The sequence below is a fragment of the Streptomyces sp. NPDC018610 genome, from assembly GCF_044391765.1.
Lineage (GTDB): Bacteria > Actinomycetota > Actinomycetes > Streptomycetales > Streptomycetaceae > Streptomyces.
In genome coordinates this window covers 259,344-275,314 of the sequence record NZ_JBISAL010000012.1, presented here as the reverse complement: position 1 = coordinate 275,314, position 15,971 = coordinate 259,344, and the positions used below count along the sequence as shown (strand labels likewise).

The window sequence follows — 15,971 nt, the reverse complement described above, 5'->3', positions numbered from 1 at the left end:
GGAAGCTGTACGCCATGTCGACCTCGCCGGATCAGCATCACGAGCACGCGCCCGCCGCACGGGACGGAACGCGCCGCTCCCCGGCGCGGCCGGGCCGGGAACGTCCCCTGCTCGCCGGACTCGTCGGACTGCCCGCCGTCCTCTTCGCGCTCATCACCTGGCAGGTCGTCGACAACGGGCCGCTGCTCGGGGCGGACCGGCGGGTCAGCCATGCCCTCCTGCGACCCGACCGGGCCTCGGAGTGGCTCTCCGACCTCGGGAACGTGCAGGTGGCGGTGCCGGTGCTCGTAGTCGTGGCAGGGTACGCCGCCTGGCGGGGGCGGAGGGCGGCGGTCGGGCTCTGGTGGGCGGCGCCCCTGGCGGCGGCCGTGCTCATGGCCGTCCTCCCCGCGATCGTGGTGCCGGTCAAGGAATGGGCCGGGCGGCACGGGACCTCCGCCGTGCCGCCCGGTGTCGGGTACTACCCCTCGGGACACACCGCGACCGCCGCGGTCGCCTACGGGGGCGCGCTGCTCGTCGTCCTTCCCTGGCTGCGCACGGCACGGGCGCGGCGCGTCGCCGTCGGGCTGTGCGCCGCGCTCGTGCTCGGGGTGTCGTACGGGCTGGTGCGGCGCGGCTACCACTGGCCGCTGGACGTGGTGGCCAGCTGGTGCCTGTGCGCCGTGCTGCTGACCGGCCTGTGGCTGGTCGTGCGGCGGCTCAGCCGAAGTACGAGTCGAAGGTGTTCCGGAACTGCCAGCCGCCGAACCGGTCCCAGTTGATCGACCAGGTCATCAGGCCGCGCAGGGCCGGCCAGGTGCCGTGGGTGGCGTAGGAGCCGCAGTTGGCCTTCTTCGTCAGGCAGTCCAGGGTCTTGGTGACCTCGGCGGGGGCGACGTAGCCGTTGCCCGCCTGGGTGGAGGCCGGCATGCCGATCCCGACCTGGTCCGGGCGCAGCGGCGGGAACACGTTGTTCGCGTCGCCCGCCACCGGGAAGCCGGTCAGGAGCATGTCGGTCATCGCGATGTGGAAGTCCGCGCCGCCCATGGAGTGGTACTGGTTGTCCAGGCCCATGATCGAGCCCGAGTTGTAGTCCTGGACGTGCAGCAGGGTCAGGTCGTCGCGCAGGGCGTGGATCACCGGGAGGTACGCGCCGCAGCGCGGGTCCTGGCCGCCCCACTTGCCGCTGCCGTAGTACTGGTAGCCCATCTGGACGAAGAAGGTCTCCGGGGCCATCGTCAGCACGAACTTGTCGCCGTACTTGGCCTTCAGGGTCTTCACGGCCGAGATCAGGTTGACGATCACGGGGGTCGTCGGGTTCTTGAAGTCGGTGTCGCCCGTGTTCAGGGACAGCGAGTGGCCCTCGAAGTCGATGTCGAGGCCGTCGAGGCCGTATTCGTCGATGATCTTCGAGACGGAGGAGACGAAGGTGTCCCGCGCGGCGGTGGTGGTCAGCTGGACCTGGCCGTTCTGGCCGCCGATGGAGATCAGGACCTTCTTGCCGGCCGCCTGCTTGGCCTTGATGGCGGCCTTGAAGTCGGCGTCGCTCTCGACGTTCGGGCACTCGGTGGCCGGGCAGCGGTTGAAGCGGATGTCGCCGGAGGTGACCGAGGTCGGCTCGCCGAAGGCCAGGTCGATGACGTCCCAGCTGTCGGGGACGTCGGCCATGCGGGTGTAGCCGGAGCCGTTGGCGAAGCTCGCGTGGAGGTAGCCGACCAGGGCGTGGGCGGGCAGACCCGAGGCGCCGCCCTGGCCGCCACCGCCCGGGTTGCCCGGGTCCGCGGCCGTCGTCGCCGTCACCGCGGCCGACTTCGCGGACTCGCCCGCCGCGTTCACCGCGGTGACCTGGAAGCTGTAGGCGGTGGCGGCGGTCAGGCCGGTGACCGTCGCCGACGTGCCCGTCACCGTCTGGACCTTCGTGCCGTCGCGGTAGACCGCGTAGCTCGTCGTGTCCGCCGCCGGGGACCAGGACAGGGCCACGCTGGTGGCGGTGACCGTGCCGGTCTTCAGTCCGGCGGGCGCGGCCGGCGGCTGCTGGGTCGTGCCGCCGCCGGGGCCGGTCAGCGAGATGTCGTCGGCGTAGTACGCGCCGGTGCCGTACCAGCCGTGCGTGTAGATCGTGACCTGGGTGGTGTTCGCTCCGGTCTTGAAGGTGGTGGTCAGCCGCTGCCAGTCGGCGGCCGACTGGGTCCAGCCGTAGACGTCGGTGGTTCCGGTGCCGCTCGCGCCGAGGTAGACGTACGAGCCGCGCACCCAGCCCGACAGCGTGTACTGGGAGTCGGGCCGCACGGAGACCGTCTGCGAGCACTGTGCGTTGTCGCTGCCGGCCGGGGTGGCCTGGAGCGCGCCCGTGCCGGTGCGCACGGGGCTGGTCACGGTCTTGCCGGCCGTGCAGTTCCAGCCGTCCAGGCCGGATTCGAAGCCGCCGTTGCGCGCGAGGTCCGCGTCGGCCGCCCGGGCGGTCGTCGACAGCGCGGTGAGGCCGGGGGCGGCCAGGAGCGTGGCGGTGAGCGCGGCGAGCAGCCGGCGCCTGGCGGGTCTGTTTCGGTCGCGAACCTCGGGAACCACAAGTGCCTCCGGGCAGGGGGAATTTGGAGGGTGGGCGCCGCACAATTTGGTCCAGACCAATTGGGTTGTCAAGACCTGTGGCAGCGCCCCGCCTCCGTACCGCCCGGTTCGCCCGCCTCCGTACCGCGTAACGGGCGCACCTCCCGGTTCAGCTGTCGAAGCCCAGGCCCAGCCTGTCCATCGTCCGCAGCCACAGGTTGCGCCGGCCGCCGTGCGCGTCCGCCCTGGCCAGCGACCACTTGGTGAGCGCGATGCCGGTCCAGGCGAACGGCTCGGGCGGGAACGGCAGCGGCTTCCTGCGGACCATCTCCAGCTCGGTGCGCTCGGTGCGCTCCCCCGACAGCAGGTCGAGCATCACCTCGGCGCCGAAGCGGGTCGCGCCGACGCCGAGGCCGGTGTAACCGGCGGCGTAGGCCACCTTGTCCTGGTGGGCGGTGCCGAAGAACGCCGAGAAACGCGAGCAGGTGTCGATCGCGCCGCCCCAGGCGTGCGTGAAACGCACCCCCTCCAGCTGCGGGAAGCAGGTGAAGAAGTGCCCGGCGAGCTTGGCGTACGTCTCCGGGCGGTCGTCGTACTCGGCGCGCACCCGGCCGCCGTAGGGGTAGACCGCGTCGTAGCCGCCCCACAGGATCCGGTTGTCGGCGGAGAGCCGGAAGTAGTGGAACTGGTTGGCCGAGTCGCCGAGGCCCTGGCGGTTCTTCCAGCCGATCGACGCCAGCTGGTCGGCGGTGAGCGGCTCGGTCATCATCGCGTAGTCGTAGACCGGCACCGTGTAGGAGCGCACCCGCTTGACCAGGCTGGGGAAGATGTTGGTGCCCAGGGCGACCTGGCGGGCGCGGACCTGCCCGTAGGGGGTGCGGACGGCCATGCCGGCGCCGTACGGCTTCAGGGTGAGCGCGGGGGTGTGCTCGTAGATCCGCACCCCGAGCCGCAGGCAGGCCCGCTTCAGGCCCCAGGCCAGTTTGGCCGGGTGGAGCATGGCCACGCCCCTGCGGTCCCAGAGCCCGGCCTCGAAGGTGGGCGAGGCGACCTGTTCGCGCACGGCGTCCTGGTCGAGGAACTCCAGACCCTCGGCCAGGCCCTTCGCCTCCAGCTCGGCGTGCCAGTCCTTCAGCTCCCAGGCCTGGTACGGCTCGGTGGCGACGTCGATCTCACCGGTGCGCTCGAACTCGCAGTCGATCCCGTGGCGGGCGACGCTCTCCTCGATGGCGTCGAGGTTGCGCGCGCCCAGCTCCTCGAGCTGGTGGATCTCCTCGGGCCAGCGGGTGAGGCCGTTGGCCAGGCCGTGGGTGAGGGAGGCGGCGCAGAAGCCGCCGTTGCGGCCGGAGGCGGCCCAGCCCGCCTCGCGGCCCTCCACCAGCACCACGTCCGTGCCCGGGTCGCGCTCCTTGGCGATCAGCGCGGTCCACAGCCCGCTGTAGCCGCCGCCGACGACCAGCAGGTCGCACGTCTCGGCGCCGGTCAGGGCGGGCTCGGGGCGGGGCCTGCCGGGGTCGTCCAGCCAGTACGCGACCGGCTGCGCCTCGGAAAGTGACTTGGTCCAGCGGGTCATGGCGCTTGCGGCCATGATTTCAACTCCCTACAGAGTTATCGCGGTCATGCCTTTTGCTTGTTGCGGCGGTTGCTGATGGCCATGGAGGTCAGCACGAACAGTACGGCGACGACGAACATGGCCGTGCCGATCACATTGATCTGAACGGGTGTGCCGCGCTGCGCCGAACCCCACACGAACATGGGGAAGGTGACGGTGGAACCCGCGTTGAAATTGGTGATGATGAAATCGTCGAAGGAGAGCGCGAAGGCGAGCAGCGCGCCCGCGGCGATCCCGGGTGCCGCGATCGGCAGAGTGACCCTGAGGAAGGTCTGGGCCGGGCCGGCGTAGAGGTCCTGCGCGGCCTGCTCCAGCCTCGGGTCCATCGACATCACACGGGCCTTGACGGCGGTGACGACGAAGCTGAGACAGAACATGATGTGGGCGATGAGGATGGTCCAGAAGCCCAGCTGGGCACCCATGTTGAGGAACAGGGTGAGCAGCGAGGCGGCCATGACGACCTCGGGCATCGCCATCGGCAGGAAGATCAGCGAGTTGACGGCGGCGCGGGCGCGGAAGCGGTAGCGGACCAGCGCGAAGGCGATCATCGTGCCCAGCACGGTGGCGCCCAGGGTCGCGAGGACGGCGATCTGGAGGCTGAGCGAGAGCGAGCCGCACATTCCGGCGACACCGCAGGGGTCCTTCCACGCGTCGGTGGAGAACTGTTGCCACTCGTAATTGAAGCGGCCCTTCGGTTTGTTGAAGGAGAACACCGTGACGACGACGTTCGGCAGCAGGAGATAACCGAGTGTGAAAAGTCCGGCGATGACGACGAGTCGGCGCTTGAGCCAGTTGACGAAGGGCATTTAGACGAGATCCTCCGTCCCGGACCGGCGGATGTAGACGGTGACCATGGCGAGAATCGCGGCCATGAGGATGAAGGAGAGCGCGGCGGCCGTCGGATAGTCGAGGATCCGCAGGAACTGCGACTGGATGACGTTGCCGACCATGCGGGTGTCGGTGGAGCCCAGCAGGTCGGCGTTGACGTAGTCGCCGGCGGCCGGGATGAAGGTCAGCAGGGTGCCGGAGACCACGCCGGGCATGGACAGCGGGAAGGTGACCTTGCGGAAGGTGGTCCACGGCCGGGCGTACAGGTCGCCGGCCGCCTCGTGCAGCCGCCCGTCGATCCGCTCCAGCGAGGTGTACAGCGGCAGGATCATGAACGGCAGGAAGTTGTACGTCAGTCCGCACACCACCGCGAGCGGGGTGGCGAGCACGCGGTCGCCGGCGGTCCAGCCGAGCCAGTTGGTGACGTCCAGGACGTGCAGGGTGTTCAGGGCGCCGACGACCGGGCCGCCGTCGGCGAGGATCGTCTTCCAGGCCAGGGTGCGGATCAGGAAGCTGGTGAAGAACGGGGCGATCACCAGGATCATGATCAGATTGCGCCAGCGGCCGGCGCGGAAGGCGATCAGGTACGCCAGCGGATAGCCGAGCAGCAGGCACAGGATCGTCGCTGAGGCCGCGTACAGGACCGAGCGGACGAACTGCGGCCAGTACTCCGACAGCGCGTCCCAGTAGGTCGCGAAGTGCCAGGTGACCTTGTAGCCCTCCTCCAGGGAGCCGGTCTGCACGGAGGTGGAGGCCTGGTACACCAGCGGCAGCGCGAAGAAGACGACCAGCCACAGGATGCCGGGCAGCAGCAGCCAGTACGGGGTGAGGCGGCCGCGCCTGCGCGGGGGCTTGGCGCCGGGGTCGGTGGGCGCGAGCGGGGGCGGCGCCTCGGTGGCGGCGGACATCAGGCGGCGTCCTCCTCGACACTCTCGACACCGGCGTCGATGGCCTGGGCGGCGTCCAGACCGAAGGTGTGGGCCGGGTCCCAGTGCAGGACGACCTCGGCGCCGGGGGTCAGGCGCGGGTCGCGGTCGACGTTCTGGACGTAGACCTCGAAGTCGGAGCAGACGGGGCTGTCGACGACGTACTGCGTGGAGACGCCGATGAAGCTGGACTCGGCGATGCGGCCGGTGATGCGGTTGCGGCCCTCGGGGATCCGGCCGGCGTCGTCGGCGTGGGTGAGGGAGATCTTCTCCGGGCGCACGCCCACCAGCACCTTGCCGCCGGCCGTGGCGGGGGCGGAACATCGCCCCCTGGGCAGGGTCAGCTTGCCGCCGCCCGCCTTCAGGACGATCTCGTCGCCGCTCGCGGAGCCGACCTCGGCCTCGATGAAGTTGGAGGTGCCGAGGAAGTTGGCGACGAACGTGGTGCGCGGGTTCTCGTAGAGGTCGGTGGGCGAGCCGAGCTGTTCGACGCGGCCGGCGTTCATCACGGCGACCGTGTCGGCCATGGTCATGGCCTCCTCCTGGTCGTGCGTGACGTGGACGAAGGTGATGCCGACCTCGGTCTGGATGCGCTTGAGCTCCAGCTGCATCTGGCGGCGCAGCTTCAGGTCGAGGGCGCCGAGCGGCTCGTCGAGCAGCAGCACCTTGGGGTGGTTGATCAGGGCGCGGGCCACGGCCACGCGCTGCTGCTGGCCGCCGGAGAGCTGGTGCGGCTTCTTGCGGGCCTGCTCCCCGAGCTGGACCAGGTCGAGCATGTCCTCGACCTGCTTCTTCACGCTCTTGATGCCGCGCCGGCGCAGGCCGAAGGCGACGTTCTCGAAGATGTCGAGGTGCGGGAAGAGGGCGTAGGACTGGAAGACCGTGTTCACCGGGCGTTTGTAGGGCGGCAGGTGGGTCACGTCCTGGTCGCCGAGGTGGACGGTGCCCTGGCTGGGCTCCTCCAAGCCGGCGATCATGCGCAGGGTGGTGGTCTTGCCGCAGCCGGAGGCGCCGAGCAGGGCGAAGAAGCTGCCCTGCGGCACGGTCAGGTCCAGCGGGTGCACGGCGGTGAAGGCGCCGTAGCGCTTGCCGATCTGCGTGAGGCGGACGTCGCCGCTGTTGTCTGTCGTCATCATGGTCGTCACGCCCCTGTGAGCTTCGCGAACTTCTCTTCGTAGGCCGCCTCTTCCTTCTCGCCGAGGGCGCGGAAGGAGTGGGACCTGGCTGCCGTGTCCTTCGTGGGGACGATCAGCGGGTTCTCGGCCGCCGCTCGGTCGATCTTCGCAAGGTAGGGCTTCACACCGTCGACAGGAGACACGTAGTTGACGTACGCGGCGAGCGCGGCGGCCTGCTCGGGCTCGTAGTAGAAGTCGATGAGCCGCTCGGCGTTCGTCTTGTGACGGGCCTTGTCGGGGACCAGCATGACGTCGGTGGAGGTCATGTAGCCGCTGTCCGGGATGACGTAGTCGATGGCGGGGTTGTCCGCCTTGAGCTGGACCACGTCACCGCCCCAGGCGACACAGGCGGCCAGGTCGCCCTTGCTGAGGTCGGAGGTGTAGTCGTTGCCGGTGAAGCGGCGTATCTGACCCTTGTCGACGGCCTTCTGGAGGCGCGCGAGGGCGGCGTCGTAGTCGTCGTCGGTGACCTTGGCCGGGTCCTTGCCCATGTCGAGCAGGGTCATGCCGATGCTGTCGCGCATCTCCGACAGGAAGCCGACCCGGCCCTTGAGCTTCGGGTTGTCGAGCAGGTCGGAGACCGACTTCACCTCGATGCCGTCGAGGGCCTTCTTGTTGAAGGCGATGACGGTGGAGACGCCCTGCCAGGGATAGCCGTAGGCGTGTCCGGGGTCCCAGTCGGGGCTGCGGAACTGGGCGGAGAGATTGGCGAAGGCGTGCGGCAGGTTGGCCGGGTCCAGTTTCTGCACCCAGCCCAGGCGGATCACCCGGGCGGCCAGCCAGTCGGTGAGGACGATGATGTCCCGGCCGGTGTCCTGGCCGGCGGCGAGCTGCGGCTTGATCTTGCCGAAGAACTCGTTGTTGTCGTTGATGTCCTCGGTGTACTTGACCTGGATGCCGGTCCGCCTGGTGAACGCCTCCAGGGTCGGGTGGTGCTTGCCGCTGTCGTCGACGTCGATGTACTCGGGCCAGTTGGAGAAGCTGACGGTCTTCTCCTTCGCCGAGTGGTCCTCGGTCGCGGTGCCGCCCTGCGTCTTGCCTGCCGCGGGGATCCCGCAGGCGCTCAGCGCCCCGAGTCCGCCGACGGCGAACGCGCCGGCCGCCCCGGCCCGCAGCAGCGAACGGCGGGTGAGGGCGGCCCTGCCACTGGTGAGGCCGCGCCGTACGGCGCGCTGCAGGGCCGGGGACGGGCGGTCGGGCTCGTACTGCTCCATGCGCGTGGTGCCCTTTCGGGAGGGGTCGGCCGTCTGGACGGCCGGTCTGCTATCGGTCCCCGAAAACGGTGCGGTGCCAGTCCTTGCGGACCACCGCGGTGTTGTCGAACATGACGTGCTTGATCTGGGTGTACTCCTCGAACGAGTACGCCGACATGTCCTTGCCGAAGCCGGACTGCTTGTGGCCGCCGTGCGGCATCTCGCTGATGATCGGGATGTGGTCGTTGACCCAGACGCAGCCCGCCTTGATCTCCCGGGTGGCGCGGTTCGCGCGGTAGACGTCGCGGCTCCAGGCGGAGGCGGCCAGTCCGTAGGGGGTGTCGTTGGCGAGACGGATCCCCTCGTCGTCGCTGTCGAAGGGCAGGACGGCGAGGACGGGGCCGAAGATCTCGGACTGGACGATCTCGCTGTCCTGCGGGGCGTCGGCGATCAGCGTCGGGCGGTAGTAGGCGCCGTCCTTCAGCTCGCCCCCGGGCGCCTCGCCGCCGGTGACGACGCGGGCGTAGCCGCGGGCCCGGTCGACGAAGCCGGCGACGCGGTCGCGCTGGGTGTGCGAGATCAGCGGGCCGAGGTCGGTGCCGGCGGCGAAGGGGTCGCCGAGGCGGACGGTCTCCATCAGGGCGGCCGTGCGCTCGACGAACGCGTCGTACAGGGGCCGCTGCACATAGGCGCGGGTGGCGGCGGTGCAGTCCTGGCCGGTGTTGATGAGGGCGCCGGCGACCGCGCCGTTGACGGCGGCCTCCAGGTCGGCGTCGTCGAAGACGACGAACGGGGCCTTGCCGCCGAGTTCCAGGTGCAGGCGCTTGACGGTGGCGGTGGCGACCTCGGCGACCCGCTTGCCGACGGCCGTGGAGCCGGTGAAGGAGGTCATGGCCACGTCCGGATGGCCGACCAGGCGCTCACCGGCCTCCCGGCCGGTGCCGGTGACGATGTTGACGACACCGTCCGGGATGCCCGCCTCGGTGGCGGCCCGCGCGAACATCAGCGAGGTCAGCGGGGTCAGCTCGGCGGGCTTCAGCACGATGGTGTTGCCCGCCGCGATCGCCGGGAGGATCTTCCAGGCGGCCATCTGGAGCGGATAGTTCCACGGCGCGATGGAGCCGACGACGCCGATGGGCTCACGACGCACGTACGAGGTGTGGTCGCCGGAGTACTCGCCGGCGGACTGGCCCTGGAGGTGCCGGGCGGCGCCCGCGAAGAACGCGGTGTTGTCGACCGTGCCCGGTACGTCGAACTCGCGGGTCAGCTTCAGCGGCTTGCCGCACTGCAGGGACTCGGCGCGGGCGAGGTCCTCGGCCTGCTCGGCGAGCACCGCGGCGAAGCGGTGCAGGGCGTCGGAGCGCTCGCCGGGGGTGGCGCCCGCCCAGCCGGAGAAGGCCTCGCGGGCGGCGGCGACCGCGGCGTCGACGTCCTCGGCGCCGGCCAGTTCGTAGGTGAGGACGCCCTCGCCGGTGGCCGGGTCGATCACGGTGTGGGTGCGGCCGGACGTGCCCTTCGTCAGTCGGCCGGCGATGTACTGCGCGCCGTCGGCGAAACGGTCCTGCGCGGGGAATCGTTCCGGGGTGGCGGTGCCCGGGTTGTGCATGTCGCTCTCCTCCGCCGTCGTCCCGCGTCCAGGGGGGCGGGTGGCGTAGCTCCAGCTCGATTTGAGTGCCGATCCTGACAGAGCAGGTAAGCGCCAACAAGTGATTCCGTTGTTGCCTTTTGGTTACGCGACGGAATCTGTCGACCAGGTGTCGAGTCGCCACGGAAAAGGCAGGACGGAGTGTCAGTGGTGCGTGCCACACTCGCGTGCATGGGGAAGATCGATGGCCGAAAAGCACTGGTCGAGGAGCTCCGCGCGGGAGCGAGGGTGAAGTACCTGTACTTCTGGGGACACCGGCCGCGGCCGGACGGACGGGTGGGTCCGAGCTGCCTGAGCCAGTGGTGGCCGTCGCCGTTCACGGTGGACGGGGTGACGTACGCGACCGCCGAGCACTGGATGATGGCGGGCAAGGCCCGGCTGTTCCGGGACGCGGAGGCGCTGGAACGGGTACTGGCCGCGGGACACCCCTCCGAGGCGAAGAACGCCGGGCGGCTGGTGCGCGGCTTCGACGAGCGCGTATGGGCGCGGGAGCGGTTCGCGATCGTGGTGACGGGCAGCGTGCACAAGTTCGCCGCCCACCCCGTGCTGCGGGAGTTCCTGCTGAACACGGGCGACCGGGTGCTCGTGGAGGCGAGTCCGGTGGACCGCGTGTGGGGCATCGGGCTCGCCGGTGACGACGAGGCGGCGGCCGATCCGGAGCGCTGGCGGGGGCCGAACCTGCTGGGGTTCGCGCTGATGGAGGCGCGGGAGCGGCTGCGCGGCGCGTAGACGGCGAGCGCGGGCGGCCCTACGAGTCGTACGGGCGCGCGGCACGGCGCGTCACGCGCGGTGGGGGCGGGGCGCCGTCGCGGGGGCCGGCTCTCGCGGCCGGTCCCCGCGGTGCGGGGCCGACGCGGTGTGCGGCCGGTCCCCGCGACGGCGGAGCGCGTCAGAAGGTGCTCGCGCTGCCCATGATGCTCGCGAACACCACGAAGCCCAGCACCGGCAGCACCACGGTGGCGATGATGCCGCACACCAGGCCGCCGGTGGCCGCCCCCTTGTTGGTGGCCTCCCCCCGGTTGGCCTTCCCCCGTCCGATGGCGCCGAAGATGATGGCGAGGATGCCGAGGATGATCCCGAAGAACCACAGGATCAGGGTGACGCTGCAGACGACGCCGATGATGCCGAGCACCAGGCCCGTGGTGCCCATGCCGTTGCTCGGCTGCATGCCCATGCCGTAGCCGGCGGCCTGGGGGTGGCCGAGGGGCGGGGCGACCGGGTAGCCCGTGCCGGGCTGCTGCGGATGACCGGCGCCCGGCTGCTGGGGGAAGGCGGCCGGCGGCTGCTGCTGCGGGAAGGCGGCCGGGGGCTGCTGCGGGAGGGGCGGGGCAGGCTGCTGCGGGTAGCCGTAGCCCGGTGCGGACTGCGGGTAGCCGTATCCCGGCGCCGGCTGCGGCGGCGGCTGGGACGGCGGCCCGAATCCCTCGGGAGCGGGCTGGGTGTCGGACATGGTGTGGTCTCCCCTCCGTTGACGGTCAAGGCATCGTAATGGCCCAGGTCCGCGCGGAGGCCGGGACGGCCGGGACCGCCGCCCTCCCGCGCGGGGCCGCAGGCGGGCCCGGCCCCTGTCTCAGGGGAGCACGGGGGCCGTGGCGGCCGGGCGCAGTGCGCCGTCGTAGTCGTACGGGTACGGATCGTCGTCCGTCTCCTGGACGGCGGTCGCGATCATGACGATCACGAAGACGAGCATGGCGATGCCGAGGACGATGCCGATGATGCCCGTGATGAAGCCGGCCTGGGCCTGGCCGTGGTTGTCGGCCTCGCCCCGCTCGGCCCTGCGGCGGCCCTTGATGCCGAAGACCACGGCGAGGATGCCGAGGACCACCGAGACCACGCCGTACAGACAGAACAGGCAGCAGGAGAGGATCCCGAGCACCATGGCCGCAATACCCATGCCGTTCTGCGGGGCCATCGCCATGCCGGGCCAGCCGTAGGCGGGATAGCCGGGCGCGGCCGGGTAACCGGACGGCCCCGGATGACCGGGCCCGCCGGGGTAGCCGTAGCCGCCGCCGGGGCCCGTGGGCGCGATGGGCGGCGGGGGCACGGCGGACCCGCCGGCCGCGGAGCCCGCCGGGGCGGAGCCCACGGGCGGCGGGAAGTCGTCCGCGGAGGGCATCGACGCCACGGTGGCCTGGTCGTGCACGGACGACGGGGGCGCCGGAGGCACGGGCGGCCGGTCCTGCGGGGGGTACGGGTACCCCGGCGGGGACGCCTGCGCGTCCTCGGGCCGCTTCCGCCCGCCGCCGCTCTCGGGCGGCGCCCACGGGTTGTCGCCGCCCCCGGCGTCGCCGCCCGGGTGCGTTCCGTCCGTCATGTCGTCGTGTCCCCCTCGATCGAACGTCCCGCCATGCTACGGCCTGCCCGACATGAACCTGACGCCCGGTCGACGCCCGTACGCGCCCCGGCCCGCCGGCCCGCCACGGCTGATCCGGGCCGCACCCGGTAGACCCGCCCGGTCCGGCCCGACCGGCCGGAGCCCGCCGCTCGCCCCGCCTCCCGCGGTCGGCGGTTCCGGTGGGCCGGATCGCTCGGTCCGCCTCACGGTCCCCGGTTCCGGCCGGCGGGGGTGTGCCTACCATGACCGTGCTCATCGATCAGCCGATCATCCGCACCGCGCCCCGCCCGGCCGCGGTGCCCTTCCGGGGAGGGACCCCTTGACCGACCAGCGCGCACCTCACGACCCGCACTCCTTCATCGCGGGTCTGCCCAAGGCCGAACTGCACGTGCACCACGTCGGCTCCGCCTCCCCCCGGATCGTCTCCGAGCTGGCCGCCCGCCACCCCGACTCCAAGGTGCCCACCGATCCCGAGGCCCTGGCCGACTACTTCACGTTCACGGACTTCGCCCACTTCATCCAGGTGTACCTGTCCGTCGTCGACCTGATCCGCACCCCGGAGGACGTGCGGCTGCTGACGTACGAGATCGCCCGTGACATGGCCCGCCAGCAGGTGCGCTACGCCGAGCTGACCATCACCCCGTTCTCCTCCACCCGCCGCGGCATCGACGAGCGCGCCTTCATGGACGCGATCGAGGACGCCCGCAAGGCGGCCGAGGCGGAGTTCGGGACCGTGCTGCGCTGGTGCTTCGACATCCCCGGCGAGGCCGGTCTCCTGTCGGCCGAGGAGACCCTCCGGCTCGCCACCGACGACCGGGTGCGGCCCGAGGGCCTGGTCTCGTTCGGGCTCGGCGGTCCCGAACAGGGCGTCCCCCGCCCGCAGTTCAAGCCGTACTTCGACCAGGCGATCGCCGCCGGCCTGCACTCGGTCCCGCACGCCGGCGAGACCACCGGCCCCGAGACGGTGTGGGACGCGCTGACCGAACTGCGCGCCGAGCGCATCGGTCACGGCACCAGCTCCGCCCAGGATCCGAAGCTGCTCGCACACCTGGCCGAGCACCGGATCCCGCTGGAGGTCTGCCCGACCTCCAACATCGCCACCCGCGCCGTCCGGACCCTGGACGAGCACCCGATAAGGGAGTTCGTCGACGCCGGGGTGCTCGTCACGATCAACTCCGACGACCCGCCGATGTTCGGCACCGACCTCAACAGCGAGTACGCCGTGGCCGCCCGCCTCCTCGGTCTCGACGAGCGGGGCATCGCCGAGCTCGCGAAGAACGCGGTGCGCGCCTCCTTCCTCGACGAGGCCGGCAAGGCCCGCATCGCCGACGAGATCGACGCCTACACCGCGCGGTGGCTCGCCCGCTGAGACGGGCGAAGGCGCCGGGCGATCCCCGCCCGGGGCGCCCGGGACACAATGGGGTCCATGCAGACCGTGACCGCCGTCGCGCACCGCGGCGACCCCTACCGCTTCCGCGAGAACACGATCGACTCGCTCCGCTCCGCGCTCGACCGGGGCGCGGACGCGGTGGAGATCGACGTACGGCTGACGCGGGACGGTGTTCCCGTGCTGCTGCACGACGACTCCCTGAAACGGCTGTGGGCGCACGACCGGCCGCTGCGCTCGCTGACGGCCGAGGAGGTGCGCGACCTCACGGACGGCCGGGTGCCCACGCTCGTGGACGCGCTCACCGCGACGGCGGACAGCAGGGTGATGGTGGACCTGCCCGGCGCGGGCGACGTGCGGGCGGTGCGGCGGATCGTGGGAGTGGTCCGCGAGTGCGGGGCCGAGGACCGGGTGTACTACTGCGCCGGCGCCGAGGCGATGCTCGCGGTGCGCGCCGCCGACCCGTCCGCCGAGATCGCCCTGACCTGGACCTCCCTCGCGCCGCCGCGCGCCGGGCTGCTGGACGCGGTGCGGCCCCGGTGGCTCAACTACCGGTTCGCTCTGGTGGACCGGGAACTCGCGGCCCGCGTCCACCGCGACGGCCTGCTGCTGTCCGTGTGGACGCCGGACACCCGCCGCTCGCTGCGCCGCCTCCTCGGCCTCGGCGTCGACTCGATCACGACCAACCGCGTCGACCTGCTCCACGCGCTGCGCGAGCGCTGAGCCGCCCGTCGCGCGACCGCTGAGCCGCATGCCGCAGGTGCGGCGCGCTGCGCGGCGGTGCGGCGCGCAGCCCGCCCGTGCGATGAGAGGGTCTCGGCCGGCCGCGCTCAGGCCGCCTTGACCAGCCGTACGTCCGCGACCCCCAGCAGCCCGAGCAGCGGCACCTTGCCGGTGCGCTGGTCGGGGTCGACGACGAGATGCGAGCCGCGGACGAGGTCGAGGAGCAGTTCGGCCAGCGGCATGACCATGTGCCGGCCCCAACAGCGTTCGGAGGAGTGGCCGAAGGGCAGGTAGCCGGGGGTGTCGTCGGGGTCGAGCGTCCTCCAGCGCTCGGGGCGGAAGGCGTCGGGCTCGTCCCACAGGGCGGGGTCGCGGTGGGAGAGCAGTGGCAGCACCAGGACGTCGTCGTCCGCGCCGATCCTTCCGTCGAGGGCCGGGTACTCCGGGGAGGCGTTGCGCAGGATGTTCCACGAAGGCGGCAGCAGGCGCAGCGACTCGTGGATGATGTCGCGGTTGGACACGCCGTCGTCGAAGGGCGCGCCGAGCCACAGCGCGTTCGACACGAGGGTGGAGACGGTGAAGCAGACCGGGGCGGCGGCCCTGCGGTACATGCCCATCGCGTACCGGCGTTCCTGGTAGCCGACGGCGCCCGCGACCCGCTGCCCCAGCGCGGTGAGCCGGCCGTCGCCCGCGCGGGGCCGGCCGGGCAGGGCGGCGCCGACGCTGATCACGGACCAGGTGAGCAGAGTGGTGAGTTCGAGGTTGCGGCTCATCAGCACGCGCAGGCGGTACGGGTCCTGTCCGAGGACCAGGTCGCGCAGGAAGAGGTGTCCGGTCAGCGGCCAGACGCCGGAGAGGTCGACGTCCTGCGGGCGGGGCCGCGCCAGGGCCTCACGGACGTCGCTGCCGACGGTCCGGGTCACCGCCGAGGCCTCGGTGCGCGAGATCGACCGGCCGTGCAGCGGCTTGAACGTGGGCCGCTCGGTCTCCGTGGCGCGCCGGGCGGCCAGGATCCGGTCGGCGGCCTCGTGCCCGGCGACTCCGACGGTGTCGGGTTCGAGCCGGAAGACGTCCTGGCCGAGGTGGTCCTTCAGCAGGGCGGCCAGCCGCGGGGCGAAGACGGTGGTGCGGGTACGCGGCACGGATGACAGGGACATTCGGATCTCCGGGAGCGGTGGGGGCCGGCGCGGGAGGCTGCCGCGGACCGGCCCGGGGGCCGCGCGGGGGACGGCGGACGCCCCCGCCGGGCGGCACGGATCGCGACCTCGCTGTCCCGTGTGCGCGTGTCCGTGTGTTCCACCACGTGTCCACGTGCCGGCGTCACGTCACGCGCCGGACGACGATGTCCTCCGGCCGCCCGGCGGGGGGCGGGCGCGCCGGGTCAGTACCAGATGTACCAGGCGCTGGCCTTCAGGCTCTTGCGGGCCGAGACCTTGTTGCGGACGGCGAAGAGAAGCCTCATCACTGCACCTCCTCTCGGGGCGGGGCGTAGGGCACGCGGCTCTCCGGGCGGACCGGTGAAGATCACGTGCGGTGGCTCGGTGAGCCTTGCCCACATTGATGAACGGGTAACCAACACCCGTGCGCGGTAGGCGTGTTCTCGGCCACCTAAGGGTCCGAC

The 15,971-nt window shown here is 71.7% G+C and carries 15 protein-coding genes; 4 read left to right on the top strand and 11 right to left on the bottom strand.

The features are described from left to right. Positions 1–14 precede the first annotated feature (14 nt). Positions 15–761 (top strand): phosphatase PAP2 family protein, encoded by a 747-nt coding sequence (locus tag ACH5A8_RS29400; protein WP_399006992.1) that lies wholly within the window; start codon positions 15–17, stop codon positions 759–761. On the opposite strand, the gene ACH5A8_RS29395 is transcribed toward ACH5A8_RS29400, so the two are convergent. The 7 genes from ACH5A8_RS29395 to ACH5A8_RS29365 all read right to left on the bottom strand — a co-directional run bounded on the left by ACH5A8_RS29395 (position 700) and on the right by ACH5A8_RS29365 (position 9,866). Beyond that, a complete protein-coding gene (locus ACH5A8_RS29395) occupies positions 700–2,547 on the bottom strand; it encodes a chitinase (RefSeq protein WP_399006991.1) in 1,848 nt (615 codons plus the stop codon). The genes ACH5A8_RS29400 and ACH5A8_RS29395 overlap by 62 nt on opposite strands. Positions 2,548–2,695: 148 nt before the next feature. Further along, entirely contained in the window at positions 2,696–4,114 is a 1,419-nt protein-coding gene (locus tag ACH5A8_RS29390; RefSeq protein ID WP_399006990.1) for an NAD(P)/FAD-dependent oxidoreductase, read from the bottom strand. 29 nt (positions 4,115–4,143) lie between these two features. Further along, positions 4,144–4,944, bottom strand: a complete 801-nt coding sequence (locus tag ACH5A8_RS29385; protein ID WP_399006989.1) for an ABC transporter permease — start codon at positions 4,942–4,944, stop codon at positions 4,144–4,146. Next, positions 4,945–5,874, bottom strand: coding sequence for an ABC transporter permease (locus ACH5A8_RS29380; RefSeq protein WP_399006988.1), 930 nt, complete (start codon positions 5,872–5,874; stop codon positions 4,945–4,947). After that, entirely contained in the window at positions 5,874–7,025 is a 1,152-nt protein-coding gene (locus tag ACH5A8_RS29375; protein WP_399007008.1) for an ABC transporter ATP-binding protein, read from the bottom strand. The genes ACH5A8_RS29380 and ACH5A8_RS29375 overlap by 1 nt, the downstream gene beginning before the upstream one ends. 8 nt (positions 7,026–7,033) lie before the next feature. After that, positions 7,034–8,281, bottom strand: coding sequence for a PotD/PotF family extracellular solute-binding protein (locus ACH5A8_RS29370; RefSeq protein ID WP_399006987.1), 1,248 nt, complete (start codon positions 8,279–8,281; stop codon positions 7,034–7,036). A gap of 49 nt (positions 8,282–8,330) precedes the next feature. Continuing rightward, entirely contained in the window at positions 8,331–9,866 is a 1,536-nt protein-coding gene (locus ACH5A8_RS29365; protein WP_399006986.1) for a gamma-aminobutyraldehyde dehydrogenase, read from the bottom strand. Positions 9,867–10,076: 210 nt separating this feature from the next. On the opposite strand from ACH5A8_RS29365, the gene ACH5A8_RS29360 reads away from it, so the two are divergent. Continuing rightward, positions 10,077–10,634, top strand: a complete 558-nt coding sequence (locus tag ACH5A8_RS29360) for an NADAR family protein (RefSeq protein ID WP_399006985.1) — start codon at positions 10,077–10,079, stop codon at positions 10,632–10,634. Positions 10,635–10,794: 160 nt separating this feature from the next. On the opposite strand, the gene ACH5A8_RS29355 is transcribed toward ACH5A8_RS29360, so the two are convergent. Next, complete coding sequence (locus ACH5A8_RS29355; protein ID WP_399006984.1) at positions 10,795–11,355, bottom strand: DUF4190 domain-containing protein; 561 nt, start codon at positions 11,353–11,355, stop codon at positions 10,795–10,797. A gap of 120 nt (positions 11,356–11,475) precedes the next feature. After that, the gene (locus ACH5A8_RS29350; RefSeq protein WP_399006983.1) at positions 11,476–12,219 is read right to left on the bottom strand and encodes a DUF4190 domain-containing protein; all 744 of its coding nucleotides are present in this window, start codon (positions 12,217–12,219) and stop codon (positions 11,476–11,478) included. A 340-nt stretch (positions 12,220–12,559) separates the two neighbouring features. On the opposite strand from ACH5A8_RS29350, the gene ACH5A8_RS29345 reads away from it, so the two are divergent. Both ACH5A8_RS29345 and ACH5A8_RS29340 read left to right on the top strand, forming a co-directional pair. Continuing rightward, a complete protein-coding gene (locus ACH5A8_RS29345) occupies positions 12,560–13,609 on the top strand; it encodes an adenosine deaminase (RefSeq protein WP_399006982.1) in 1,050 nt (349 codons plus the stop codon). A gap of 57 nt (positions 13,610–13,666) precedes the next feature. Then, positions 13,667–14,350: a glycerophosphodiester phosphodiesterase gene (locus tag ACH5A8_RS29340; RefSeq protein WP_399006981.1), complete on the top strand. Its 684-nt coding sequence runs from the start codon at positions 13,667–13,669 to the stop codon at positions 14,348–14,350. Positions 14,351–14,457: 107 nt separating this feature from the next. On the opposite strand, the gene ACH5A8_RS29335 is transcribed toward ACH5A8_RS29340, so the two are convergent. Beyond that, a complete protein-coding gene (locus tag ACH5A8_RS29335) occupies positions 14,458–15,507 on the bottom strand; it encodes a cytochrome P450 (protein ID WP_399006980.1) in 1,050 nt (349 codons plus the stop codon). A 224-nt stretch (positions 15,508–15,731) separates the two neighbouring features. Then, positions 15,732–15,812, bottom strand: a complete 81-nt coding sequence (locus tag ACH5A8_RS29330; RefSeq protein ID WP_399007007.1) for a tryptorubin family RiPP precursor — start codon at positions 15,810–15,812, stop codon at positions 15,732–15,734. Positions 15,813–15,971: the final 159 nt, after the last annotated feature.

Excerpts from the sequence above, each read along its gene's own strand:
- ACH5A8_RS29400 (WP_399006992.1), top strand. The coding sequence starts at position 15 with ATGTCGACCTCGCCGGATCAGCATCACGAGCACGCGCCCGCCGCACGG.
- ACH5A8_RS29390 (WP_399006990.1), bottom strand. The coding sequence starts at position 4,114 with ATGGCCGCAAGCGCCATGACCCGCTGGACCAAGTCACTTTCCGAGGCG.
- ACH5A8_RS29330 (WP_399007007.1), bottom strand. The coding sequence starts at position 15,812 with ATGAGGCTTCTCTTCGCCGTCCGCAACAAGGTCTCGGCCCGCAAGAGC.
- ACH5A8_RS29340 (WP_399006981.1), top strand. The coding sequence starts at position 13,667 with ATGCAGACCGTGACCGCCGTCGCGCACCGCGGCGACCCCTACCGCTTC.
- ACH5A8_RS29360 (WP_399006985.1), top strand. The coding sequence starts at position 10,077 with ATGGGGAAGATCGATGGCCGAAAAGCACTGGTCGAGGAGCTCCGCGCG.
- ACH5A8_RS29370 (WP_399006987.1), bottom strand. The coding sequence starts at position 8,281 with ATGGAGCAGTACGAGCCCGACCGCCCGTCCCCGGCCCTGCAGCGCGCC.
- ACH5A8_RS29335 (WP_399006980.1), bottom strand. The coding sequence starts at position 15,507 with ATGTCCCTGTCATCCGTGCCGCGTACCCGCACCACCGTCTTCGCCCCG.
- ACH5A8_RS29380 (WP_399006988.1), bottom strand. The coding sequence starts at position 5,874 with ATGTCCGCCGCCACCGAGGCGCCGCCCCCGCTCGCGCCCACCGACCCC.
- ACH5A8_RS29375 (WP_399007008.1), bottom strand. The coding sequence starts at position 7,025 with ATGACGACAGACAACAGCGGCGACGTCCGCCTCACGCAGATCGGCAAG.
- ACH5A8_RS29365 (WP_399006986.1), bottom strand. The coding sequence starts at position 9,866 with ATGCACAACCCGGGCACCGCCACCCCGGAACGATTCCCCGCGCAGGAC.
- ACH5A8_RS29385 (WP_399006989.1), bottom strand. The coding sequence starts at position 4,944 with ATGCCCTTCGTCAACTGGCTCAAGCGCCGACTCGTCGTCATCGCCGGA.
- ACH5A8_RS29355 (WP_399006984.1), bottom strand. The coding sequence starts at position 11,355 with ATGTCCGACACCCAGCCCGCTCCCGAGGGATTCGGGCCGCCGTCCCAG.
- ACH5A8_RS29350 (WP_399006983.1), bottom strand. The coding sequence starts at position 12,219 with ATGACGGACGGAACGCACCCGGGCGGCGACGCCGGGGGCGGCGACAAC.